Origin of the sequence: Amycolatopsis sp. lyj-108 (assembly GCF_046549005.1) — a bacterium.
GTDB lineage: Bacteria > Actinomycetota > Actinomycetes > Mycobacteriales > Pseudonocardiaceae > Amycolatopsis.
In genome coordinates this window covers 193,222-216,482 of sequence record NZ_JAJPWQ010000007.1, presented here as the reverse complement: position 1 = coordinate 216,482, position 23,261 = coordinate 193,222, and the positions used below count along the sequence as shown (strand labels likewise).

Genomic DNA, 23,261 nt, shown 5'->3' with positions numbered 1-23,261 from the left:
CCCGCATGTGATGCGAGGAAAGCGCCCTTCACCGCGTGAGATGAGGGGAAGGTCCCCTTCAGGCGGCGGTACGGGCCCGCCGTTTGGTCCAGATGTCGTAGGCGACGGCGGCAAGCAGCACGAATCCCTTGACCAGGTTCACGCTCTCGGTCGGCGCGCCGATGAGGGACATGCCGTTGTTGATCACGCCCATGATCAGGCCGCCGGTGATCGCGCCGACCACCTTGCCGACGCCGCCCTGCACCGCGGCGCCGCCGATGAACGCCGCGGCGATCGCGTCGAGTTCGAACATGTTGCCCGCGGTCGGCCCGGCCTGGTTGAGCCGTCCGGCCACGATGATCCCGGCGAGCGCGGAGAGCACGCCCATGTTGACGAAGATCCAGAAGGTCACGGCCTTGACCTTCACGCCGGACAGTGTCGCGGCCTGGAGGTTCCCGCCGATGGCGTAGATGTGGCGGCCGAACACGGCCCGCGTCGTTACCAGCGAATACCCGATCACCAGCACCGACAGCAGGATCAGCACCCACGGCAGGTTCTTGTACCGCGCCAGCTGCACCACCACGAACAGCACGACGGCGGCCGCCGCGGCGATCTTCAGCAGGAACATCGGCAGCGGATCCACCTCTTGCAGGTAGTTCAGCCGGGCCGTGCGCTTGCGCCATCGGGAGACGACCGCGCCGCCGATGGCCAGGACACCCACCAGCAGGCTGACCACGTCGGCGCCGCCGAGCGGGCCGAGCCCGATGTTGCCGAGATAGCCGCCGGTGAACCCGTTCGCCAGCGTCCGCACCTCGTCCGGGAACGGCCCGATCCCCTGGTTTCCGAGCACGGTCAGGGTGAGGGCGCGGAAGATCAGCATCCCGGCCAGCGTCACGATGAACGCCGGGATGCCGAAGTAAGCGACCCAATACCCTTGCCACGCCCCGATCACCGCGCCGACCGCCAGCGTGATGAGCAGCGCGAGCGGCCACGCCATGCCCATGTTCACCATCAGCACGGCCGAGATCGCGCCGGTCAGCGCCACCACGGAACCGACCGACAGGTCGATGTGCCCGGCGATGATGATCAGGATCATGCCGATCGCGAGGATCAGCACGTACGAGTTCTGCACGATCAGGTTCGAGATGTTCTGCGGTTCCAGCAGCGCGCCGCCGGTGAGGATCGAGAACAACACGACGATCAGCGCGAACGCGACGTAGATGCCGCTCTCGCGCGGGTTGAACGAGATCCGGCGCGGTGCCCTGGCCGGCGCGGCTCCCTGCTGTTCCGGGACACCGGTGGCGGTGTCAGCGGAGGCGGTGCTCATGTCTTACTCCTGTTCCCTGGTCATCGCCCGCATGAGGACCTCTTGGGTGGCCTCGGCCCGGCCGACCTCGCCGGTGATCCGGCCGGCCGACAACGTGTAGATCCGGTCGCAAAGACCGAGCAGCTCCGGCAGCTCGGACGAGATGACCAGGACGGCCTTCCCCTCGTCGGCGAGCCGGTTGATGATCGTGTAGATCTCGTACTTCGCGCCGACGTCGATGCCGCGGGTGGGCTCGTCGAGGATCAGCACGTCCGGATCGGTGAGGATCCATTTGGACAGCACGACCTTCTGCTGGTTGCCGCCGGAGAGCGTGCCGGTCACGCTGCGCACGTCCGGGGCCTTGATGTTCATGCTCTTGCGGAACTCTTCGGCGACACGGTGTTCTTCGTTCTCGTCCACCCAGCCACGCCGGGCGAGTTTGCCCAGCGCGGCGCCGGAGATGTTGCGCTGGATGTCCTCGATGAGGTTGAGCCCGTAGCGTTTGCGGTCCTCGGTGGCGTACGCGATCCCGTTGGCGACGGCGTCGCCGACCGTGCGCACCTCGATCTCCTTGCCGTCCTTGACCAGCCGTCCGGAGATGTCCTTGCCGTACGAGCGGCCGAACACGCTCATCGCGAGTTCGGTCCGTCCGGCGCCCATCAGTCCGGCCAGCCCGACGATCTCGCCGCGCCGCAACGTCAGGCTCGCGCCGTCCACGACGATCCGGCCGTGCTGCGTCGGACTGTGCACGGTCCAGTCCTCGATCCGGAGGACCTCGCCGCCGATCCGCGGTTCCCTCGGCGGGAACCGGTTCTCCAGTTTCCGGCCGACCATCCCGGCGATGATCCGGTCCTCGGTGACCGCGGCCGCGTCCAGCGTCTCGATCGTCCTGCCGTCGCGCAGGATGGTGATCGAGTCGGCGATCGCGGCGATCTCGTTGAGCTTGTGCGAGATCAGGACGCAGGTGACGCCGTCCTCGCGCAGGCCGCGCAGCAGTTCGAGCAGATGCGCCGAATCGTCGTCGTTCAGCGCCGCCGTCGGCTCGTCCAGGATCAGCAGTTTGACCTCTTTGGACAGTGCTTTGGCGATCTCGACCAGCTGCTGTTTGCCGACACCGATGTCGAGCACCGGCGTCACCGGGTTCTCCCGCAGGCCGACACGCCGCAGCAGTTCGCCGGCCTGCTGGTTGGTCCGGTTCCAGTCGATCAGCCCGCCACGCGCCTTCTCGTTGCCGAGGAAGATGTTCTCCGCGATGGATAGTTGCTGGCACAGCGCGAGTTCCTGGTGGATGATCACGATGCCGCGGCGTTCGCTGTCGCGGATCGCGGAGAACGCGCACGGCTCGCCGTCGAAGACGATCTCGCCGTCGTACGAGCCGTGCGCGTAGACGCCCGAGAGCACCTTCATCAGCGTGGACTTGCCCGCGCCGTTCTCGCCGCAGATCGCGTGGATCTCTCCCCTGCGCACCGACAGGTTGACGTCCTGCAGCGCCTTGACGCCGGGGAAGGTCTTGGTGATCCCCCGCATCCGAAGGATTTCGTCGGTCACGTCGCTACCTCAGCTGTTCCGCTTTGTAGTAGCCCGAGTCGATGAGTTCCTTCTGGTAGTTCCCCTTGTTGAGGATCACCGACTCCAGCAGGAACGCCGGGACGACCTTCTGGCCGTTGTTGTAGTCGGTGGTGTTGTTGGTCTCGGCCTTGCCGCCCTTGAGCACCGCGTCGGCCATCTTGACCGTGGTCTCGGCGAGTTTGCGGGTGTCCTTGAAGATCGTCGAGTACTGCTCACCGGCGATGATCGACTTCACCGACGCGACCTCGGCGTCCTGGCCGGTGACCACGGGATACGGCTGGCCCGGGGTGCCGTAGCCGTTACTCTTCAGTGCCGACAGGATGCCGATGGAGAGCCCGTCGTATGGCGAAAGCACGCCCTGCACCTTGTCGCCGGAGCTGTAGGTCTTGGTCAGCAGGTCTTCCATGCGCCGCTGCGCGGTCGCCGCCTGCCAGCGCAGGATCGCCGCGACGTTGAACGCGGTCTGGCCGCTCTTGACGACCAACGTCCCGTTGTCGAGGTACGGCTTCAGCACCGACATGGCACCGTTGAAGAAGAACGTCGCGTTGTTGTCGTCCGGCGAACCGGCGAAGAGTTCGACGTTGAACGGTCCCTTGCCCTCGCCGGGCGAACCGTCCTCCTTGAGCACCTTGAGCCCGGTGAGCAGCGACGTCGCCTGCTGCACACCGACCTTGAAGTTGTCGAAGGTCGCGTAGTAGTCGACGTTCGGGGTGTTGCGGATCAGCCGGTCGTAGGCGATGACCGGGATCTTCTTGTCCGCGGCCTCCTGCAGCTGAGTGGTGATCGCGGTGCCGTCGATCGAGGCGATCACGAGCAGCTTCGCGCCCTTGGTGATCTGGTTCTCGATCTGGTTCACCTGGGTGGGGATGTCGTCCTCGGCGTACTGCAGGTCGACCTGGTAGCCCAGCTTTTCCAGCGCCGCTTTGATGTTGTCGCCGTCGTGGATCCAGCGCTCCGACGATTTGGTCGGCATGGTGACGCCGACGAGACCGCCCGCGGCACCGGTCGCGGCCGCCTGCTGATCGACGGATTTCTCACTCGAACCGCAGGCCGTGAGCGCGGCACCGACGCCGACCGCCACGGCCAGTGTGGCCAGTTTCGTGAACTTCATTGTTCCTTCTCTCCGGTGGGGACCGATCAGAATCCTTGTGCGAGCCGGTAATAGGCCTGGTTCCAGCGCATCCGGTCGGCGATCGAAGCGGGTGTCGTCGCCTGGTCGATCACCAGCAGCTCGACGTCGAGCATGGTGGCGAAATCCCGGATCGATTCGGCGCCGACGGCCTGCGTGAGCACCGTGTGGTGCGGCCCGCCCGCGGTGATCCAGGCCTCGGCGGACGTCGCCAGCGACGGTGCCGGCTTCCAGACCGCGCGCGCCACCGGCAGATTCGGCAGCGGCTCGTCCGGCACGACGACCTCGACTTCGTTGGCCACCAGGCGGAACCGGTCGCCGAGGTCGGCGAGGCCGATCACGACGGCGTCACCGGCGGCGGCGTCGAACACCAGCCGGACGGGATCCTCGCGGCCGCCGATACCGAGCGGGTGGATCTCGCACGAGGGCTTGTCGGCGGCGATGCTCGGGCAGACCTCGAGCATGTGCGCGCCGAGGATCTTCGGTTCACCGGGACCGAAGTGGTAGGTGTAGTCCTCCATGAACGACGTCCCGCGCTCGGAGTCGCGGCCCATCGCCTTCACCGCGGTCAGCAGCGCGGACGTCTTCCAGTCCCCCTCGCCGCCGAAGCCGTAGCCGTCGGCCATCAGGCGCTGCACCGCCAGACCCGGGAGCTGCCGCAGGCCACCGAGATCCTCGAAGTTCGTGGTGAACGCGCCGAAACCGCCGTTCGTCAGGAACGTGCGAAGCCCCTGCTCGATCCGGGCGGCGTAGCGCAGCGACTCGTGCCGCTCGCCCGCCTTGGTCAGCTCCGGAGCGAGTGCGTACGAGTCGGCGTACTCCTCGACGAGCGTGTCGACCTCGGCGTCGGGCACCGCGTCGACCAGCGCGACGAGTTCGTTGACGCCGTAGGTGTTCACCGAGACGCCGAACTTCAGCTCCGCCTCGACCTTGTCCCCGTCGGTGACCGCGACGTCGCGCATGTTGTCACCGAACCGGGCGAGTTTGAGCGAGCCGATCGTCTGGCGGCCGACCGACGCCCGGATCCAGGCGTCGATCCGGTCGGCGACCGACGGATCCGCCGCGTGCCCGGCGATGGTCTTGCGCGGCACACCGAGCCGGGTCTGGATGTAGCCGAACTCGCGGTCGCCGTGCGCGGCCTGGTTCAGGTTCATGAAGTCCATGTCGATGGACTGCCACGGCAGTGCCTCGTTGAGCTGGGTGTGCAGATGCAGCAAGGGTTTCCGCAGCGCGTCGAGACCGGCGATCCACATTTTCGCCGGCGAGAACGTGTGCATCCACGCGATCACGCCGACGCAGGCGTCGTCCGCGTTCGCCTCGAGCATCACGCGCCGGATCGCCGACGGCTCGGTCAGCACCGGCTTCGCGACGATCCCGGCCGAGATCCGGCCGGTGTCGGCCAGCATCCGCTGGATCTGCAACGACTGGCCCGCGACCTGTTCGAGGGTTTCCTCGCCGTAGAGCGCCTGGCTCCCGGTGAGGAACCAGACCTCGGTCTTCCGCTGTGTGCTCACTTCTCTCCCTGCTGGCCGTAGACGTTCTGGTAGCGCGCGTAGAGCCGGTCCACGTCCTGTTCGGACAGTGGCTCCGGCGTTCCCAGCGCGGACGCGATGTGGACGGTCTTCGCGACGTCCTCGACCATCACCGCGGCCTTGACCGCGTCCCTTGCGGTGCGGCCGACGGTGAACGGGCCGTGGTTGCGCATCAGGACCGCGGGCGAGCGGCTGGACCGCAGCGTCTCGACGATGCCCCGGCCGATCGAGTCGTCACCGATCAGCGCGAACGGCCCGACCGGGATCTCCCCGCCGAACTCGTCGGCGATCATCGTGAGCACGCACGGGATCGGCTCCCCGCGCGCCGCCCATGCGGTGGCGTACGTCGAATGCGTGTGAACGACTCCGCCGAGCTCGGGCATGTGCCGGTAGACGTAGGCGTGCGCGGCCGTGTCCGAAGAGGGCGCCAGGTCGCCGTGGACGACTTCGCCGTACAGGTCGGTGACGACCATCGTGTCGGCGGTCAGGTCGCCGTAGGACACCCCGGACGGTTTGATCACCATCAGGTCGTGCCCGGGGACGCGCGCCGACACGTTGCCCGCGGTCCAGATGACCAGCTCGTAGCGGGTCAGCTCACTGTGCAACCGGGCGACGGTGTCCCGCAGTTCTTCGAAGGTGTCCGTGATCTCCACGGCGAGGCTCATCGGTGCTGTCCTTTCCTGGCGGCACGGCGGCGGGCGGCGAGCCGGTGCATGACGTCGTTGGTCCCGCGGCCGAAGTAGTCGTGCAGCGCGGCGTACTCGGCGTAGAGGTCGTCGTAGGCCTTCACGTTCTCGGCGATCGGGCGGTGGACCGCGCGAAGGACCGAGCCCATCGCGAGCGCCGCGGCAGGAACGTCCGGATGCGCTCCGGCGGCGACGGCGGCGTGGATCGCCGAGCCCAGCGCGGGACTCTGCGCCGAACCGGCCACCGAAAGCGGCAGATTCGTGACGTCGGCGTAGATCTGCATCAGCAGCGGGTTCTTGACCAGGCCGCCGGCGACGATCAGTTCGGTGACCGGCACCCCGGCGCGGTCGAACGTCTCGATGATCGTCCTGGTGCCGAATGCGGTCGCTTCCAGCAGCGCGCGGTAGGTGTCCTCGGCGCGGGTCGCGAGCGTCTGCCCGACGACGACGCCGGACAGTTCGTGGTCGACCAGCACCGACCGGTTCCCGCTGTGCCAGTCGAGCGCGACGAGTCCGTGCTCGCCGATCTCCTGCGCCGCGGCGAGCCGGGTGAGCAGTTCGTGGACGGAGATCCCCGCCTCCCGCGCGTCGTCCACATAGGACGCCGGGACGCCGTGCTCGACGAACCACGCGAAGATGTCACCGACCCCGCTCTGGCCTGCCTCGTAACCCCACTGCCCGGAAACGATCCCGCCGTCGACGACGCCGCACATCCCCGGCACCTCGCGCAGTTCGGCGCCGTTCATCACGTGACAGGTCGAGGTGCCCATGATCGCGACCATCTGCCCCGGCTCCACCGCCTGGACGGCGGGCGCGGTGACATGCGCGTCGACGTTGCCGACGGCGACCGCGATGCCCTCCGGCAGGCCGGTCCATTCCGCCGCCTGGGCGCTCAGGCTTCCCGCCTTGGCGCCGAGAGCGCCCAGCGGATGCACGACCTTGTCGTCCACAAAGGACCCGAACCCGGGCGCGAGCTCCTCCAGGAACTCGGCGCTCGGGTAGCGGCCGTCCTGGAGGATGCCCTTGTACCCGGCGGTGCACGCGTTGCGCACGTAGGTCCCGGTGAGCTGCCAGACGATCCAGTCGGCGAGTTCGACCCAGTGCCGCATCCGGTCGTAGACCTCGGGCGCTTCTTCGAAGACCTCCAGCGCCTTGGCGAACTCCCACTCCGAGGAGATCAGCCCGCCATAGCGCGGGAGCCAAGATTCGCCGCGCTTTCGCGCCAGCGCGTTGATCCGGTCCGCCTGCGGCTGCGCGGAATGGTGCCGCCACAGCTTCACGTAGGCGTGCGGATTCCCGTCGAACTCGGGCAGTTCGCACAGCGGCGTGCCGTCGGCCGTGGTCGGCACCATCGTGCAAGCGGTGAAGTCGGTGCCGATGCCGATCACGTCGGCGGGATCCGCGCCGGCGGCGCGGATGGCTTCCGGCACCGCGATGCGGAGCACGTCGACGTAGTCCGACGGCACCTGCAGCGCCCAGTCCGGCGGCAGACCGTGCCCGGTCCGCGGCAGGATCCGGTCGATCACGCCGTTCCGGTACTCCGAAACCGCGCTGCCCAGTTCCGCGCCGTCGCGGACCCGGACCACGACGGCCCGGCCGGACAGCGTCCCGAAGTCGACGCCGACGACCAGCGGCTCCCCTGTACTCACTTCTTCTCCCGCACTGTTAGCGTTCACATTTCTGGTCGAAAACCCGGTTCACGCGTGCTTGAAGCCGTAACTCGCGTGTTTGAGGCCGTAACTCACGTGTCTGCGGCCGGATCACGTGGCTTCACGCGTGTTACGGCTCCAATCACGCGAGTTACGCCTTTGATCACGCGAGTCACGTCGCTCGTCTGCCGACGAGGCGTTGCAGGACGATGAAGGCGAACAGCAGCGCACCGGTGATGATCGAGGTCCACCAGGAGTTCAGCGTGCCGTCGAAGGTGATCAGGGTCTGGATGATGCCCAGCACCATGATCCCGAGCACCGTCCCGAGGACGTAGCCGGAGCCGCCGGTGAGCAACGTGCCGCCGATGACGACGGCCGCGATCGCGGTCAGTTCCAGCCCGACGCCGTTGAGCGGATCGCCGGAAGACTTGTACAGCACCAGGAGCAAGCCGCCGAGCGCCGAGCAGAACCCGCTGAGCGTGTAGACCGAGATCCGCGTCCGGCCGACGTTGAGGCCCATCAGCAGCGCAGACTTCGGATTCCCGCCGATCGCGTACACCGTCCGGCCGAACCGCGTTCCGTAAAGGACATACGCGGCGACAGCGACCACGACAAGCGCGACGACCACGCCGATCGAGAGGTGCAGATCCGCACCGAGCGGGATCTGCGTCTGCGCGAGGCTCGCGACCGTCGGGTCGTCGATCGAGTACGCCTGGGTGCTGATCGTGTAGCAGAGCCCCCTAGCGAAGAACATCCCGATCAAGGTCGCGATGAACGGCTGGATCTCGAAGACCTGGATCAGCACGCCCATCCCGAAGCCCAGCGCCGCGCCGATCGCGAGCACCGCGGGGATCACCGCGAGCACCGGCCAGCCCTGGTTCTGCAGGAGGTCTGCGGAGACCACAGTGGACAGCGCCACGACCGAACCCACCGACAGGTCGATCCCGCCGGTGAGGATCACGAACGTCATCCCGACGGCGACGACCAGCAGGAAGGCGTTGTTGATGAACAGGTCGAGCACGACCTGTCCGGAGCCGAACGCCGGGTAGCTCGACGCTCCGTAGATGTACGCGCCGATGAGCATCGCCATCGTCGCGAGGATCGGCAGATGTCGTTGCCTCGGCCTGTAGCCCTTGATGCGGTCGAGTGTCGTCATACCCCGGCCTCCACCTTCTCCGGCAGGACGGCGGCAGGCGGCGGCGCCGCTTTCCGCCGCCTGCCGAGCTTCTTGCGGAACACCGGCGACTGCAGCAGGCAGACCGCCAGCACGACCACGGCCTTGAAAAGCATGATCGCCTGCGGCGCGATGCCGAGCGCGTACACGGTCGTCGTCAAGGTCTGGATGAGCAGCGCGCCGATCACCGAACCGGTGAGCGAGAACCGGCCGCCGGTCAGCAGTGTCCCGCCGATGACGACGGCGAGGATCGCGTCCAGTTCGATGAACTGCCCGGCGTTGTTGCCGTCTGCGCTGTGCACGTTCGCGCTGATCATCAGCCCGGCGATGCCGGCGCAGAGCGCGCAGAAGACGTAGGTGAGCCAGATCAGCCGGGACGACCGGAGCCCGGCGAGCCTGCCCGCATCCGGGTTGCCGCCCACCGCTTCGACCAGCAGCCCCAGCGCCGACCGGCGGACCAGCACCGCGGCGATGGCGAACACGGCCAGCGCGATGAGGATCGCGCTGGGCAGGCCGAAGGTGAACCCGCTGCCGATCCATTCGTAGGGATGCGAATTGACGGTGATGATCTGGCCGCCGGTGATCAGCTGGGCGATACCGCGGCCCGCGACCATCAGGATCAGCGTCGCGATGATCGGCTGGATGCCCAGCACCGCCACGAGCCAGCCGTTCCACACCCCGAGCGCGAGGGCCAGCCCCAGCGCCATCCCGACCGCGGCCAGCGTCCCGCCGAGACTGTTCTGGTCGCCGAGCCCGCTGATGTGCAGGCAGGCGAGCGCGCCGCTGATCGCGACGACCGCGCCGACGGAGAGGTCGATCCCCCGCGTCGCCACCACCAGGGTCATGCCGATCGCGATGAGGATCAGCGGGGCCCCGTTCTTGAGGATGTCGATCAGGTTCCCGTAAAGGTGCCCGTCGCGGAGTTCGATCGCGAAGAACGCCGGATGGGCGATGAGGTCGCCGAGCAGCAGCGCCAGCAGCGCGGCGACAGGCCAGAACAAGCGATGCTTGGTCATCGTGCGACTCCTTCGGCCATCGTCGCCATGACGCGGTCCGCGGTCAGCGATTCGTTGTCCAGTACGGCGACCACCGCGCGGTCGCGCAGCACGAGGACCCGGTGGCTCAACCGCAGCACCTCTTCGAGTTCCGCGGAGATGAACACGACGGCCATCCCCTCGCTCGAGAGCCGGGCGACCAGCCGCTGGATCTCCGTCTTGGCGCCGATGTCGATCCCGCGCGTCGGCTCGTCGAGGATCAGCAGCCGGGGTTCGGTGATGAGCCACCTCGCGAGCAGCACCTTCTGCTGGTTGCCGCCGCTCAGGTCACCGACCTTCGCCTCCGCGTTGGCAGGCCGGATGTCGAGCATCTCGATGTAGCGCTCGGCGATCTCGTCCTGCCGCCGCCGCGGGATCGGCCGCGCCCAGCCCCGCGAGGCCTGCAACGCGAGCACGATGTTCTCGCGCACGGTGAGTTCCTCGACGAGGCCTTCGGTCTTGCGGTTCTCCGAACAGAACGCGATGCGGTGGTCGAGACCGGTCCGCGGACTCTTCAGCGACACCGGCTCACCGTTGATCCGCACCGAACCGCCGTCCGCGTGATCGGCGCCGAACAGCAGTCTGGCCAGTTCGGTGCGACCGGAACCGAGCAGCCCGGCCAGGCCGACGACCTCGCCCGCCCGGATGTCGAGCGAGAACGGCGCGACACCGCCCTTGCGGCCGACGTCCTCCGCTTCGAGGAACACCGGCGCCCCGGCGAGGTCGGACCGGCTGTGCCCCGCGTCCTCGATGTCTTCGAGGGCCTCGAGTTCCTTGCCGATCATCCTGGTCACCAGGTCGACCGGGGTGATCTCCTCGGTGCGGTACTCCCCGATCAGCTTCCCGTTGCGCAGCACCGTCATCCGGTCCGCGACGGCGAAGACCTGCTCGATGAAATGGGAGACGAACAGGATCGCCATCCCCTGCTCCCGCAACGACCGCACCACGTTCAGCAGCTGCTCGACCTCGCCGGCGTCCAAACTGGACGTCGGTTCGTCGAGGACGAGCACACGCGCGTCGACGTCGAGCGCCCTGGCGATCGCGACCAGTTGCTGCACCGCGATGGAACAGCCGCCCAGTTCCGCCGAAACGTCCACTTCGACGTCCAGCCTGGCCAGCAGCGCGGCCGCCCGGCGGCGCATCTCGCGCCAGTCGATGCGGCCGCGCCGTCGCGGCTCCTTGCCGAGGCAGATGTTCTCCGCCACCGACAGGTTCGGGCAGAGGTTCACTTCCTGGTAGACGGTGCTCACGCCGGAGCGCTGCGCCTCTCCGGGACCGCTGAACGCGACCGTTGAGCCGTCGAGTTCGATCGTGCCCGCGTCCACCCCGTGAACGCCGGTGAGCACCTTGATCAGGGTGGACTTGCCGGCGCCGTTCTCACCCATCAGGGCGTGCACTTCGCCGGGGAACATCCGGAAGGAGACGTCGTCGAGGGCGACCACGCCGGGGAATTCCTTCCGGATGTGGCTCATCCGCAGCATCGCAGGGGGTTCTGTCATCGCTGACCTTGTTCTCGGGGGGGGGACGCGGGATCGGGCTCAGTACTGGCGTTGCGGCAGCGCGGCCTTCGCGGCAGCCTGGTCGAATTCGGTCTCGGTGGTCTCGATGCGCGGGGGCACCTGCTCACCGGCGGCGACCTTCTTCACCAGATCCATCAGCTGCGGGCCGAGCAGGGGGTTGCATTCGACGACGTGGTTGATCTTGCCGTCGGCCAGTGCCTGGAGTGCGTCGCGGACGCCGTCGACCGAGACGATCTTGATGTCCTTGCCGGGTACCTTCCCGGCGGCCTCGATCGCTTCGATGGCGCCGAGGGCCATGTCGTCGTTGTGCGCGTACAGCACGTCGATCTTGGGCTGGGACTTCAGGAAGGCCTCCATGACCTCCTTGCCCTTGGCCCTGGTGAACTCACCGGTCTGCGACGCGACGACCTTGAACTTCGGATTCGACGCGATGACGTCGGCGAAGCCCTTCTTGCGGTCGTTCGCCGGGGCGGAACCGGTGGTGCCCTGCAGTTCCACGATGCTGACGTCGCCCGCCGCGGAGCCGAATTCCTTGGCCAGCCACTCGCCGGCCTTCTTGCCCTCGGCGACGAAGTCCGAGCCGAGGAAGGTCTTGTACAGCGTCTTGTCCGGCGAGTCGACGGCCCGGTCGGTCAGGATCACCGGGATGTTCGCCGTCTTCGCCTCCTTGAGCACGGTGTCCCAGCCGGACTCCACGACCGGCGAGAAGGCGATCACCTTGACCTTCTGCTGGATGTAGGACCGGATCGCGGCGATCTGGTTCTCCTGCTTCTGTTGCGCGTCGGAGAACTTCAGCTCGATCCCGGCCGTCTTCGCGGAGTCCTGGATCGACTTGGTGTTCGCTGTCCGCCAGCCGCTTTCCGCGCCGACCTGCGCGAAACCGAGGGTGATGGCCCCACCGCCGCCCGCTCCGCCACCGCCACCGCACGCGGTGAGCGCGAACAGTCCGGCCGCCACTATCGCCGTCCACGATTTTCTCGCCACATCTACTCCTAGATCCGCACTGATCAATTGAGTTAGCGTTAACACTCCACCGGAAAGCCCAGCAGGGCAGCTCCGGCTTCACGAAATTCCGGTGCTCTCCCGCACGATCAACTCGGGAACCACCAGGTCACGGGCTTGTTCTTCGCCACCGTTCATCCGGCGGCGAAGAAGGTCGAACGTGCGCCTGCCGACTTCGACGAAGTCCTGGCGCACCGTCGTCAGCGGCGGCGTGTAGTACGCCGCCTCGGGCACGTCGTCGAAACCGACGATGCGCATCTCCCCCGGCACGTTCACGCCGGCCTCGGTGCAGGCGCGAAGAAAGCCGAGGGCCATCTGGTCGTTGGCCACGAAAACCGCGTTCAGTCCCTTTTCGCCGACGAGGGACCGCCCCGCCGCGTACCCGGACCGCGCGCTCCAGTCACCCCGCACCACCGGCGGGATCCGCGCGCCGTGCCGCTGCAGGGTTTCCCGCCAGCCGCGCTCGCGATCGAGCGCCTCCAGCCAGTCTTCGGGCCCGGCCACATGCCAGACCGTCTCGTGCCCGAGGCCCAGCAGATGCTCGGTCGCCCGGCGGGCGCCGTCGTACTGGTCCACCGAGATCACCGGCACCGGCGCTTCCTTCCCACCGCCGACCGCGACGAGCGGGACGTCACTGGGCGCGGCCTCCAGCGCGCGCCCGGCGGTGACGTGCGGGGCGATCACGACGATGCCTTCGACCGCCTGGCGCCGCAGCCGCTCCACCGCATCGGTGATGGACGACCGGCCGGGACGACTGATGCTGGTTATGGTCGTCGCGTAACCAGCCTCGCGAGCGGCGTGCTCGATTCCGCTCAGCGTGCTGGCCGGGCCGTAGAGGTTGGCCTCCAACGCGACCACGCCGAGCGTGCCCGACCGGCCGGTGACCAGCGCGCGGGCGACCGAGTTCGGCCGGTAGTCGAGTTGCTCGATGGCGGCGTTGACCCGGACGCGCGTCTCGGCGCGCACCGGCCCGGTGCCGTTGATGACCCGCGAGACCGTCATATGCGAAACACCCGCGAGTGCGGCGACATCGGTGAGGCTGGCCTGCTTGCCCACGGAGGAAACGGCCGCGTTGCCGCCCTCGCTGCTTTCGCGTGCCATCGCCTGTCTCCTGTCGCCGCTCCTCGCCGGGTGACGAGTGCCGCAAGTGTTAGCGATAACACGAACAGGGTCAAGGTCTCGCCGAGTCACAGTCGGGTCACGGGCGCCTGGTCGCTTGAGCCGAAAGTCAGGTGTCGTGCGATGTGGTCGACCGGCCTCTCACCTCCATCACTGTTCCGGCGCGAGACCTGCCTAGGCGCTGTCCTGTGAGTATCGCCTGGTGTGCTGACCTGCGGAAAGGAAGCGGGGGACCTTTGGTGTCACGGGAAGGGGTGTGTGGATATAGGGACGTTGAGTGTCCCTATATCCACACACCGCTCACTCGCTATCAGGGCCGTCGCTGACAGTGTGGATTTTGGCGCGTTGGATGACCCGAAATCCACACGTCACCGCGCAAGAGAGCAAAGGACCTTTGCTATCGCCTCCGGGCAAGTCCACCCGGCCCGCCCACAGCATCGCCCGGCAGGCCTTCGTCGGCTGGATCGCCCGTGCAGCCAGGGACGGCACCGGTTTCAGCGGCAGATGAATTACAGGGCTTTCGCGACAGCTCGTCTCCATTGGGCGCACCGAACGTACCCCCGCTCCCTTGACCGCGCGGAGCCCGTCGTTCTACGGTCAGCGTGCAAAACGCAATGTTAACGTTAACATTCCCCGTCAAGGGAGCACTCAACGATGATCCCCTTGCGTCCACGCCGAATCGGCGTCCTTCTCACTTCACTCGCCCTGCTCACGACGACAGCCACCGTGCCAGCCACAGCGGCGTCCACAGTGGACCCGAACAGCGCACGCGACACGGCGGACACCCTGTCCGTCCCCGGTCTCGACGACGTCCGCGGGAACCTCACCCTTCCGGACACCGGGCCCGGCGGCACCACGATCCGTTGGCAGTCCTCGGATCCCGGCGTCATCACCCCGACCGGAGAGGTCACTCGCCCACCCGACGGCCGGCCCACGAAAAGGGTCACGCTCACGGCGGCCGTCACGAGCGGACGGGACACGGCGACCCGGCGGTTCACCGCCACGGTTCCCCCGAAACCGGCGCAGCAAGCCCTCGCCGGCTACAGCTTCTTCTATTTCACCGGCGAAGGCACCCCGGACGGCGAACAGATCTACACCGCGGCCAGCAAGGGCAACGATCCGCTGAACTGGACCGAGCTCAACAACGGTAGGCCGGTGCTCCGGTCCAGCCTCGGCGAACTCGGCGTCCGCGATCCGTTCATCCTCCGCTCCCCCGACGGCGACAAGTTCTATCTGCTCGCGACCGACCTCAAGATCCACGACGGCCGGGGCTGGGACGCCGCGCAGCGTACGGGCAGCCGCTCGATCATGGTCTGGGAGTCCACCGATCTGGTCACCTGGTCCCGGCAGCGCAGTGTCGAGGTGTCACCGCCGACCGCGGGCAACACCTGGGCGCCGGAAGCGTTCTGGGACGCGAAGCGCGGAACCTACGTCGTCTACTGGGCTTCGAAGCTGTACGCCGAGAACGATCCGGCACACACCGGCACCAGCTACAACCGGATGCTCTACGCCACGACACGCGACTTCGTCAGCTTCAGCAAGCCGAAGGTGTGGATCGACCCGGGTTACTCCGTGATCGACTCGACGGTCATCCAGGACAAGGGCACCTACTACCGGTTCACCAAGGACGAACGCGATCCCACCTCGTCGTCGCCGTGCAGCAAGTACATCACCGCGGAGAAGTCGGCCGATCTGCTCGACCCGTCCTACGACTTCGTCGCCGAGTGCATCGGCAAGGGCGATCCGGGGTTGTCCCGCGGCGAGGGCCCCACCGGGTTCAAGTCCAACACCGAGAACAAGTGGTACCTGTTCATCGACGAGTACGGCGGCCGCGGCTACGTTCCGTTCGAGACGACCGATCTCGCGTCCGGGAAGTGGACCATGTCGCCCGGGGCGAAGCTGCCCGCGTCTCCCCGGCACGGCACCGTCCTGCCGGTCACCCAGGCCGAACTCGACCGGCTGACCGCCGCGCCCGCGCCTGCCAAAGCGGACAAGAACGGCCTGGTGGCGCACTGGCCCCTCGACGGCAAGACCGGCTCGACCGCCACCGACCGCTCCGGCCACGGCTACGACGGCGCACTGGCCGGTGACGTGAAGTGGGCGGGCGGAGCGCTGGAGTTCGGCGGGGCCGACGGTCACGTGCAATTGCCGAACAACCTGCTGAACGGCGCGCCCGCGGCCACCGTGTCCGCCGACGTCCTCGTCGACCCCGGCCAGCAGACGCCGTATTTCCTCTACGGTTTCGGCAATACCGGGCCCTCGGGCGCCGGAGACGGCTATCTCTTCGGTACCGGCGGGACCGAGACGGGCGGATTCCGGGGCGCGATCGCGACCGGCGACTGGACCACCGAACAGGGAGCCGCCTCGGCCGGCGGCCTCCCCCGCGGGGTGTGGAAGAACGTCACGCTCACCGTCGGCGGCGGTAGTGCCGTTCTGTATCTGGACGGGGTCGAGGTGGCACGCGAGGACAAGGTCACCATCAGACCGGCCGACCTCGGCGGCGGGGTCACCGCGGCCAATTACCTCGGCCGGTCCGTCTACTCGGCCGACAAGACGTTCAAGGGCAAGATGAAGGACGTCCGGCTCTACAACCGCGCGCTCTCCGGCGCCGAGGTCGCCGGGCTGCCGTCGAACAGCACGCTGATCCGCTCGGTCACCCTCGATGCCCTCAAGGCACCGGCCGTCATCGACGCGGGCGCGGGCACGGTCGTGCTCCCCGTCCGTCCCGGCACCGACCTGCGTGCGCTCAATCCGAAGTTCGACCTCGCCCCCGGCGCGACTCTCAAACCCGGCGACGGACATCCGGTCGACCTTCGCCGCCCCAAGAAGTACGCCGTCGTCGCACCGGGCGGGCAGGCCCGGGTCTGGACGGTCGAAGCCCGCGAGCTCCGGACACCGGTGTTGCCAGGGTTGAACGCGGACCCGAACATCATCGCGATCGGTGACACGTACTACTTGTATCCCACCACGGACGGCTTCCCCGGCTGGGGCGGCACGACCTTCTCGACATGGTCGTCGAAGAACCTCGTCGACTGGACGGACCACGGAGTCGCGCTCGACCTCGGCCCCGGCGTCAGCTGGGCGGACAAGAACGCGTGGGCGCCGACGACGGCCGAACGGAACGGCAAGTACTACTTCTACTTCTGCGCCGAAGCCAAGATCGGTGTCGCGGTCGGCGACTCACCCACCGGTCCTTTCGTCGACTCCGGCAAGCCCCTGATCGCTAAGAACCCCGGCGGCGGGCAGGCGATCGACCCGGCCGTCTTCATCGATCGCTCGGGGAAGCCGTACCTCTACTGGGGCAACGGGGAAGCGTACGTCGTGCCCTTGAACGACGACATGGTCTCCTTCGACCCCGCCAAGGTCCAGCGGATCACGGGGCTCGGCGGCTTCCGCGAAGGGCTCTTCATGGTGGAGCGGAACGGCACCTACTACCTGAGCTGGTCGATCGACGACACCCGCAGCGAGGACTACCGCGTCGCCTACGCCACCGCGAGCAGCCCCACCGGCCCGTTCACCGACCGCGGGCTGATCCTCGCCAAGGACACGAAGCTGGGCATCAAGGGCACCGGGCACTCGTCGATGGTGCGGGTGCCGGGCAAGGACGAGTGGTACATCGCCTATCACCGCTTCGCCATCCCCGGCGGGGACGGCACGCATCGGGAAACCACCATCGACAAGCTGACCTTCACCCGCGACGGCAGGATCGCCCCGGTCGTGCCGACGCTCGAAGGTATCGCCCCGGTATGACGCGGGCTCAGCTCGAAGCGCGACGAGTGAGCGACACCGGCAGTATCCGCTGCCGGGGCTTGAGCTCGCGGTCGTCCATCAGCGCCAGGAGGGTCTCGACCATCGCGTGGACCTGCTCGCGCGGGTCCTGATGCACCGAGGTCAGCGGCGGGTCCATCTCCGGCGCCAAGGTCGCATTGTCGTCGAAGCTGACGACGGCGACGTCGGAGGGGATCCGCCGTCCGGCGGAATGCAGGGTGCGGAGCGCGCCGAGGGCCATCATGTCGCTGGCCACGAAGACGGCGTCGAGGTCAGGGCGCCGCGCGAGCAGGTTCGACATCGCCTTCGCGCCACCGGTGAGGGTGAAGTCGCCCTCCTCGACCAGGTCCCCCGGGTCGAGCCCGGCGTCGAGCAGGGTCTTTCGCCAGCCGGAGAGCCGGTCGATCGCCGCGCTCTGGTCCTGCGGACCGGCGATCGTGGCGATCCGGCGGTGGCCGGCCTCGACCAGATGCGCGACAGCCAGCTTCGCGCCGCCCTCGTTGTCGAAGTCGACGACGTGGACACCGCGTTTGAGCCCGGCCGCCTGCCCGCCGTACACCACCGGGATCCTCAACTGCCGCAACGCCTTGGGCAACGGATCGGTGCGGTGTGGCGCGAACACCAGCACGCCGTCGACGTGCCCGCCGTCGAGGAACCGGACCGTGCGGTCGAGGTCCTCGCGGGTGTCACTGAAGATCAAGACCATCTGGCAGCCGATGTCGGCGAGTTCGCGGTAGCCCGCGCGCATGACCGCGGTGCGGTACGGGTCGTCGAGCAGCCGAGCCTCCGGCTCCGACAGCACGACCGCGACCGCGCCGGTCCGCCTGGTCACCAGGGATCTGGCCGCCTGGTTCGGGGAGTAGCCGAGCTCGCGGGCCGCGGCCTGGACCCGCTCGCGGGAGCGCGCGCTGACGTAGCCGTCGTCGTTCAGCGCCCGGGACGCCGTCGACCGGCTGACCCCGGCGGACGCGGCGACGTCTTCCAGCGTCGGCCTGCCGTCTTCCCCTGGTCGAGGCCCCACCCGCGTCACCTTCACCCTTCAACTCCATCCGGACACCCACAGCTTAGTGTCCGGCGGCCCTCCGCACTGAGAGCGCTCCCCTGATGGAAACACTCTCATTACGAGCCCTTGACACGGCCATACCTTGGCGACAGACTCTGCGCATCCTGGGAGCGCTCCCATTTTCTGGTCATGACGCGACGGCGTTCCCTCCCACCGGCAAGGGGTATGACACGTGAGAAGGATCCGGAACGGCCTGGTGCTGACACTGGGTATCGCCATGACGACGTTCGGACTGGCGGCGTGCGGCGGTGACGACGGCGCGGCGCCCGCGGCGTCGGACCCGAACGCGAAGGTCGAGCTGTCGCTGGCGACGTTCACCGAGTTCGGCTACGAGGCGCTCATTCCCGAGTACGAACGACTGCACCCGAACATCAAGATCACCCACCGCAAGACCGGCCAGGGCGGGCCGTACCACCAGGACCTGATCACGAAACTGGCGGCGGGTTCCGGCCTCGCCGACGTCACCGCCGTCGAGGAAGGGCATCTGTCGAACGTCCTCGACAAGGGCTCGAAGTTCAACGACCTGCCCAAGATCGGCCCGGCGGAGGCCTCCCCCGACCGCTGGCTCGGCTGGAAGTACGACGCGGCGAAGACCAAGGACGGCAAGGTCATCGGCTACGGCACGGACATCGGCCCGCTGGCGATGTGCTACCGCAAGGACATGCTCGAGGCGGCGGGCCTGCCGTCCGACCCCGAAGCGGTCAAACCCCTGTTCGCCACCTGGGACAGCTACTTCGCGGCGGGCGACCAGTACGTCGCCAAGGCAGGCGGGAAGGCGTGGTTCGACTCGGCCGCGCAGAACTTCAACGCCATGGTCAACCAGCTCCCCAGCGGCTACATCGGCAACGACGACAAGCTCGCGGTGGAAGCCAACCAGGGCATCAAGGACGCCTGGACCAAGGTGACCGGCGCTGTCGCGAAAGGACAGTCGGCCAAGCTGACCGCGTTCAGCAACGAGTGGAACTCCGGGTTCAAACAGGGCGCCTTCGCCACGAAGGTGTGCCCCGCGTGGATGCTCGGCGTGATCGAGGAGCACTCCGGCCCGGAGAACGCCGGCAAGTGGGCGGTCACCGCGGCCTTCCCCGGCGGCGGCGGGAACTGGGGCGGTTCGTACCTGACCGTGCCCACGCAGTCGAAGCACCCGAAGGAGGCGGCCGAACTCGCCGCCTGGCTGACCGCGCCCGAGCAGCAGATCAAGGCGTTCCAGGCGAAGGGCACCTTCCCCAGCCAGGTCAAGGCGCTGGAGGACCCGGCGCTGCTGAACGAGACCGACGCCTACTTCGGTGGCGCCAATATCGGCCGGCTGTTCGCCGAGCAGGCCAAGAAGGTCGCCAAGCCGCAGTACAAGGGCCCCGGTGACGGCCAGATCCAGGAGAACGCGTCGAGCCCCGCACTGCAGGCCGTCGAACAGGGCAAGTCCGCGGACGAGGGCTGGACGCAACTGCTCGACGCCGCGAAGAAGATCACGCGCTGACCGATGACCGTCGTCGACAAGATCGCGCCGGAGGGGAGGAAGGCCGGGGTGCGCACGTCACCCCGGCCCACCCTTCGCCACCGGCTGAGCCGCTGGGACGTCAAGGTCTCGCCGTACCTCTACATCGCCCCGTTCTTCATCGTGTTCGGGATCGTCGGGCTGTTCCCGCTGCTCTACACGGCGTACGTGTCGCTGTTCAGCTGGGAGGCGGGCGACGACAATCCCGTTTTCATCGGGCTGGACAACTTCAAGGAGTTGTTCGCCGACACGCAGTTCTGGAACGCGCTCGAGAACACCGTCAGCATCTTCCTGCTCTCCAGCGTTCCGCAGCTGATCATCGCGGTGCTCCTGGCGGCGCTGCTGAGCGCCAGGCTCCGCGGGGCGACCGGCTGGCGCGTCGGCGTCCTACTCCCCTACGCCGCCAGCCTGGTGGCGCTCGGGATCATCTTCGCGAACCTGTTCGGGCCGAAGTACGGGCTGGTCAACGGCCTGTTGCAGACCATCGGACTGGACCCGGTCGACTGGCAGGCAGGCCGGTTCAGCAGCCATGTCGCGATCGCGATCATGGTGAACTGGCGCTGGACCGGGTACAACGCGCTGATCGTGCTGGCGGCGATGCAGGCCATCCCGAAGGAACTGCACGAGGCCGCCCTCATCGACGGCGCGGGAGCCGCACGCCGGTTCTTCAGCATCACGCTGCCGCTGCTGAAGCCGACGCTGATCTTCGTCACCATCACCTCGACGATCGGCGGACTCCAGATCTTCACCGAGCCCAAACTGTTCGACGCCATGCCGGGATCGAACAACGGCGGCTCGTCCAACCAGTTCCAGACCGTGACGCTGTACCTGTACCAAACGGCCTTCGAGAACTACGAACTCGGCTATGCCTCGGCGATCGCGTGGGTGCTGTTCGTGATCATCGTGCTGATCGCGCTGGTGAACTTCTTCCTCACCGGCAGGCTCGCCAGGAACCCGGCGGTGAAGAAGAAGTGACCACCATCCACAGCGGATTCAAGCGGAGTGTCTCGGCGCTCGGCAAACCGCGCCGGGCGACCTACGTCGTGCTCGCGATCTTCGTGCTGGGCTCGCTCTTCCCGTTCTACTGGTCGTTCCTGGTGGCGAGCCGGGACAGCGGGATGCTCACCGAGCGGGTCCCGCCGTTCCTGCCCGGCGGGAACTTCTTCGCCAACGCGGCCAGGGTGTTCGACACGGTGCCGTTCTGGAAGGCGCTCGCGAACAGCCTGATCGTGTCCGGCACCGTCACCCTCACCACGGTGTTGTTCTCGGCGCTGGCCGGGTTCGCCTTCGCCAAACTGCGGTTCCGCGGCCGGAACGGGTTGTTCGTGTTCATCGTCATCACGCTCGCCGTGCCGACGCAGCTCGGCATCATCCCGCTGTTCATGGCGATGTCGGAGTTCGGCTGGGCGGGCGGGCTGCAAGCGGTGATCGTGCCCAACCTGGTGACCGCGTTCGGCGTCTTCTGGATGCGTCAGTACACAGTGGACGCCGTGCCGTACGAACTGATCGAAGCGGCGCGGGTCGACGGGTGCAGCATGATCCGGATCTTCTGGAACGTCTGCCTGCCCGCGGTCCGCCCGGCGGCGGCGATCCTGGCGATGTTCACGTTCATGACCTCGTGGAACGACTTCCTCTGGCCGCTCGTCGTGCTGGACGCCGGAAACCCCACCGTCCAGCTGGCGCTGGAGAAGCTGCAGAGCGGCTACTACGTCGACTATTCGCTGGTGCTGGCCGGGACCACCCTGGCCACCATCCCGATCCTCATCGTCTTCCTCCTCCTCGGCCGCCAGATCGTGGCCGGGATCATGCAAGGTGCCGTGAAAGGGTGACCATGTCCGCACATCCCGACAGTGTCCGGGCGAAGACCGCGCTGCTGTTCCCGCCCGGATTCGTGTGGGGCGCCGCCACCGCGGCCTACCAGGTCGAAGGGGCAACGGCCGCCGACGGCCGGACCGACTCGATCTGGGACGTCTTCGCCCGCCGCCCCGGGGCCGTCGTCGGCGGCGACACCGGCGAACCGGGCGCCGACCACTACCACCGCTACACCGAAGACGTCGACCTGATGCGACGGCTCGGGCTCGGCGCCTACCGGTTCTCCCTGTCGTGGCCGCGAATCCGGCCCGACGGCGGCACACCGAACCTCCGCGGGCTCGCGTTCTACGACCGGCTCATCGACAAGCTACTCGAAGCCGGGATCGAGCCCTGGGCGACGCTGTATCACTGGGATCTCCCCCAGGCTCTGGAGGACGAGGGTGGCTGGGCCTCACGCGAGACCGCCTTCCGGTTCGCCGAGTACGCCGAAACGGTCGTAGCGCGCTTGGGCGACCGAGTGGCGCACTGGTCCACCCTCAACGAACCGTGGTGTGCCGCGATGCTGGGCTACGCGCGCGGGATCCACGCACCGGGCAGGCAGGAACCCCGTGCCGCCGTCGCCGCCACGCACCATCTGCTGCTCGGGCACGGGCTCGCGATGGACGTCCTGCGGCGGCACGCCCCGGCGGCGTCGTCAGGGATAACGCTGAACCTGTACCCGGTGTCGGCCGTCGATCCTTCGTCCACTGTGGACGTCGAAGCCGCACGCCGGATCGACGGCCTGCAGAACCGGCTGTTCCTGGACCCGGTGCTTCGCGGCTCGTACCCGGCGGATCTGCTGACCGACCTGGCGCCGCTCGGCATCGAGGAGCTCTTGCGGGACGGCGATCTCGCGACCATCGCCGCCCCGATCGATTGGCTGGGCATCAACTACTACCGCGGCTACCAGGTGGCGGGAACGCCCCGGCCCGGCAGTGAACCGGCGGACACCGGCTGGCTCGGCGCCCCCGACGTCCATTTCGTCCCCGACGAGACGGCGCCGCGCACCGACTCGGGCTGGGAGGTCCAGCCTTCGCGGCTGACCGAATGCCTGCTTCAGGTCCATCGCGACTATCGGCCGATCCCGTTGTACATCACCGAAAACGGCGCTTCCTATCCGGACGCCCTCATCGGCGGCGACATCGCGGACACCGATCGGATCGCCTTCCTCGACTCGCATCTGCGTGCCGCGCACGAGGCGATCGAGGCAGGCGTCGATCTGCGCGGGTACTTCTACTGGTCGCTGCTCGACAACTTCGAATGGGCCGAGGGGTACGCCAAGCGGTTCGGCCTCGTACACGTCGACTACGCGACGCAGCGACGGACGCCGAAGCGAAGCGCGCTCTGGTACGCGCGGGCGATCAGCCTCAACGGGCTGAGCTGAGGGC

The 23,261-nt window shown here is 67.8% G+C and carries 17 protein-coding genes; 5 read left to right on the top strand and 12 right to left on the bottom strand.

Features of this window, described 5'->3' with window-relative positions; translation table 11 throughout:
- Nucleotides 1-58: 58 nt before the first annotated feature.
- The 11 genes from mmsB to ACLJO0_RS25485 all read right to left on the bottom strand — a co-directional run bounded on the left by mmsB (nucleotide 59) and on the right by ACLJO0_RS25485 (nucleotide 13,681).
- Nucleotides 59-1,306 (bottom strand): multiple monosaccharide ABC transporter permease, encoded by a 1,248-nt coding sequence (mmsB, locus tag ACLJO0_RS25535; RefSeq protein WP_199749091.1) that lies wholly within the window; start codon nucleotides 1,304-1,306, stop codon nucleotides 59-61.
- A gap of 3 nt (nucleotides 1,307-1,309) precedes the next feature.
- Nucleotides 1,310-2,833: a multiple monosaccharide ABC transporter ATP-binding protein gene (mmsA, locus tag ACLJO0_RS25530; RefSeq protein WP_410580903.1), complete on the bottom strand. Its 1,524-nt coding sequence runs from the start codon at nucleotides 2,831-2,833 to the stop codon at nucleotides 1,310-1,312.
- A gap of 4 nt (nucleotides 2,834-2,837) precedes the next feature.
- Nucleotides 2,838-3,965, bottom strand: a complete 1,128-nt coding sequence (gene chvE, locus ACLJO0_RS25525) for a multiple monosaccharide ABC transporter substrate-binding protein (RefSeq protein WP_410580901.1) — start codon at nucleotides 3,963-3,965, stop codon at nucleotides 2,838-2,840.
- A 26-nt stretch (nucleotides 3,966-3,991) separates the two neighbouring features.
- Nucleotides 3,992-5,497 (bottom strand): L-arabinose isomerase, encoded by a 1,506-nt coding sequence (gene araA, locus ACLJO0_RS25520; protein WP_410580899.1) that lies wholly within the window; start codon nucleotides 5,495-5,497, stop codon nucleotides 3,992-3,994.
- The gene (locus tag ACLJO0_RS25515; protein ID WP_410580897.1) at nucleotides 5,494-6,180 is read right to left on the bottom strand and encodes an L-ribulose-5-phosphate 4-epimerase; all 687 of its coding nucleotides are present in this window, start codon (nucleotides 6,178-6,180) and stop codon (nucleotides 5,494-5,496) included. The genes araA and ACLJO0_RS25515 overlap by 4 nt, the downstream gene beginning before the upstream one ends.
- Complete coding sequence (gene araB, locus ACLJO0_RS25510; RefSeq protein WP_410580896.1) at nucleotides 6,177-7,850, bottom strand: ribulokinase; 1,674 nt, start codon at nucleotides 7,848-7,850, stop codon at nucleotides 6,177-6,179. Before araB ends, ACLJO0_RS25515 begins: the two co-directional genes overlap by 4 nt.
- Before the next feature lie 172 nt (nucleotides 7,851-8,022).
- Nucleotides 8,023-9,006: a galactofuranose ABC transporter, permease protein YjfF gene (gene yjfF / locus ACLJO0_RS25505; protein WP_410580894.1), complete on the bottom strand. Its 984-nt coding sequence runs from the start codon at nucleotides 9,004-9,006 to the stop codon at nucleotides 8,023-8,025.
- The gene (locus ACLJO0_RS25500) at nucleotides 9,003-10,040 is read right to left on the bottom strand and encodes an ABC transporter permease (RefSeq protein ID WP_410580893.1); all 1,038 of its coding nucleotides are present in this window, start codon (nucleotides 10,038-10,040) and stop codon (nucleotides 9,003-9,005) included. Before ACLJO0_RS25500 ends, yjfF begins: the two co-directional genes overlap by 4 nt.
- On the bottom strand, nucleotides 10,037-11,539 hold the full coding sequence (locus tag ACLJO0_RS25495) for a sugar ABC transporter ATP-binding protein (RefSeq protein ID WP_410581250.1): 1,503 nt from the start codon (nucleotides 11,537-11,539) through the stop codon (nucleotides 10,037-10,039). Before ACLJO0_RS25495 ends, ACLJO0_RS25500 begins: the two co-directional genes overlap by 4 nt.
- Before the next feature lie 57 nt (nucleotides 11,540-11,596).
- Nucleotides 11,597-12,562 (bottom strand): ABC transporter substrate-binding protein, encoded by a 966-nt coding sequence (locus ACLJO0_RS25490; RefSeq protein ID WP_199749089.1) that lies wholly within the window; start codon nucleotides 12,560-12,562, stop codon nucleotides 11,597-11,599.
- A gap of 78 nt (nucleotides 12,563-12,640) precedes the next feature.
- Nucleotides 12,641-13,681 carry a LacI family DNA-binding transcriptional regulator gene (locus ACLJO0_RS25485; RefSeq protein WP_125795503.1) on the bottom strand — a complete coding sequence of 347 codons (1,041 nt, stop codon included), beginning with the start codon at nucleotides 13,679-13,681 and terminating at the stop codon, nucleotides 12,641-12,643.
- Between the two features lie 672 nt (nucleotides 13,682-14,353).
- Between ACLJO0_RS25485 and ACLJO0_RS25480 the strand changes: the two genes are divergently transcribed.
- Nucleotides 14,354-17,449, top strand: coding sequence for a family 43 glycosylhydrolase (locus tag ACLJO0_RS25480; protein WP_410580892.1), 3,096 nt, complete (start codon nucleotides 14,354-14,356; stop codon nucleotides 17,447-17,449).
- A 7-nt stretch (nucleotides 17,450-17,456) separates the two neighbouring features.
- Here ACLJO0_RS25480 and ACLJO0_RS25475 read toward each other — a convergent pair whose 3' ends face one another.
- The gene (locus tag ACLJO0_RS25475; protein WP_199746746.1) at nucleotides 17,457-18,503 is read right to left on the bottom strand and encodes a LacI family DNA-binding transcriptional regulator; all 1,047 of its coding nucleotides are present in this window, start codon (nucleotides 18,501-18,503) and stop codon (nucleotides 17,457-17,459) included.
- A 199-nt stretch (nucleotides 18,504-18,702) separates the two neighbouring features.
- On the opposite strand from ACLJO0_RS25475, the gene ACLJO0_RS25470 reads away from it, so the two are divergent.
- Genes ACLJO0_RS25470 through ACLJO0_RS25455 form a run of 4 tightly spaced genes read left to right on the top strand, consistent with a single transcriptional unit; the run spans nucleotide 18,703 to nucleotide 23,257 of the window.
- A complete protein-coding gene (locus ACLJO0_RS25470; RefSeq protein WP_410580890.1) occupies nucleotides 18,703-20,004 on the top strand; it encodes an ABC transporter substrate-binding protein in 1,302 nt (433 codons plus the stop codon).
- A 3-nt stretch (nucleotides 20,005-20,007) separates the two neighbouring features.
- Entirely contained in the window at nucleotides 20,008-20,997 is a 990-nt protein-coding gene (locus ACLJO0_RS25465; RefSeq protein ID WP_125795500.1) for a carbohydrate ABC transporter permease, read from the top strand.
- Nucleotides 20,994-21,851: a carbohydrate ABC transporter permease gene (locus ACLJO0_RS25460; protein WP_410580887.1), complete on the top strand. Its 858-nt coding sequence runs from the start codon at nucleotides 20,994-20,996 to the stop codon at nucleotides 21,849-21,851. The genes ACLJO0_RS25465 and ACLJO0_RS25460 overlap by 4 nt, the downstream gene beginning before the upstream one ends.
- The gene (locus ACLJO0_RS25455) at nucleotides 21,848-23,257 is read left to right on the top strand and encodes a GH1 family beta-glucosidase (protein ID WP_410580886.1); all 1,410 of its coding nucleotides are present in this window, start codon (nucleotides 21,848-21,850) and stop codon (nucleotides 23,255-23,257) included. The genes ACLJO0_RS25460 and ACLJO0_RS25455 overlap by 4 nt, the downstream gene beginning before the upstream one ends.
- Nucleotides 23,258-23,261 lie beyond the last annotated feature (4 nt).

What these genes read in the sequence shown, in the direction of transcription:
- ACLJO0_RS25485 (WP_125795503.1), bottom strand. Translation starts at nt 13,681, where the DNA reads ATGGCACGCGAAAGCAGCGAGGGCGGCAACGCGGCCGTTTCCTCCGTG.
- yjfF (WP_410580894.1), bottom strand. Translation starts at nt 9,006, where the DNA reads ATGACGACACTCGACCGCATCAAGGGCTACAGGCCGAGGCAACGACAT.
- ACLJO0_RS25480 (WP_410580892.1), top strand. Translation starts at nt 14,354, where the DNA reads ATGATCCCCTTGCGTCCACGCCGAATCGGCGTCCTTCTCACTTCACTC.
- ACLJO0_RS25500 (WP_410580893.1), bottom strand. Translation starts at nt 10,040, where the DNA reads ATGACCAAGCATCGCTTGTTCTGGCCTGTCGCCGCGCTGCTGGCGCTG.
- ACLJO0_RS25515 (WP_410580897.1), bottom strand. Translation starts at nt 6,180, where the DNA reads ATGAGCCTCGCCGTGGAGATCACGGACACCTTCGAAGAACTGCGGGAC.
- mmsB (WP_199749091.1), bottom strand. Translation starts at nt 1,306, where the DNA reads ATGAGCACCGCCTCCGCTGACACCGCCACCGGTGTCCCGGAACAGCAG.
- chvE (WP_410580901.1), bottom strand. Translation starts at nt 3,965, where the DNA reads ATGAAGTTCACGAAACTGGCCACACTGGCCGTGGCGGTCGGCGTCGGT.
- ACLJO0_RS25465 (WP_125795500.1), top strand. Translation starts at nt 20,008, where the DNA reads ATGACCGTCGTCGACAAGATCGCGCCGGAGGGGAGGAAGGCCGGGGTG.
- ACLJO0_RS25495 (WP_410581250.1), bottom strand. Translation starts at nt 11,539, where the DNA reads ATGCTGCGGATGAGCCACATCCGGAAGGAATTCCCCGGCGTGGTCGCC.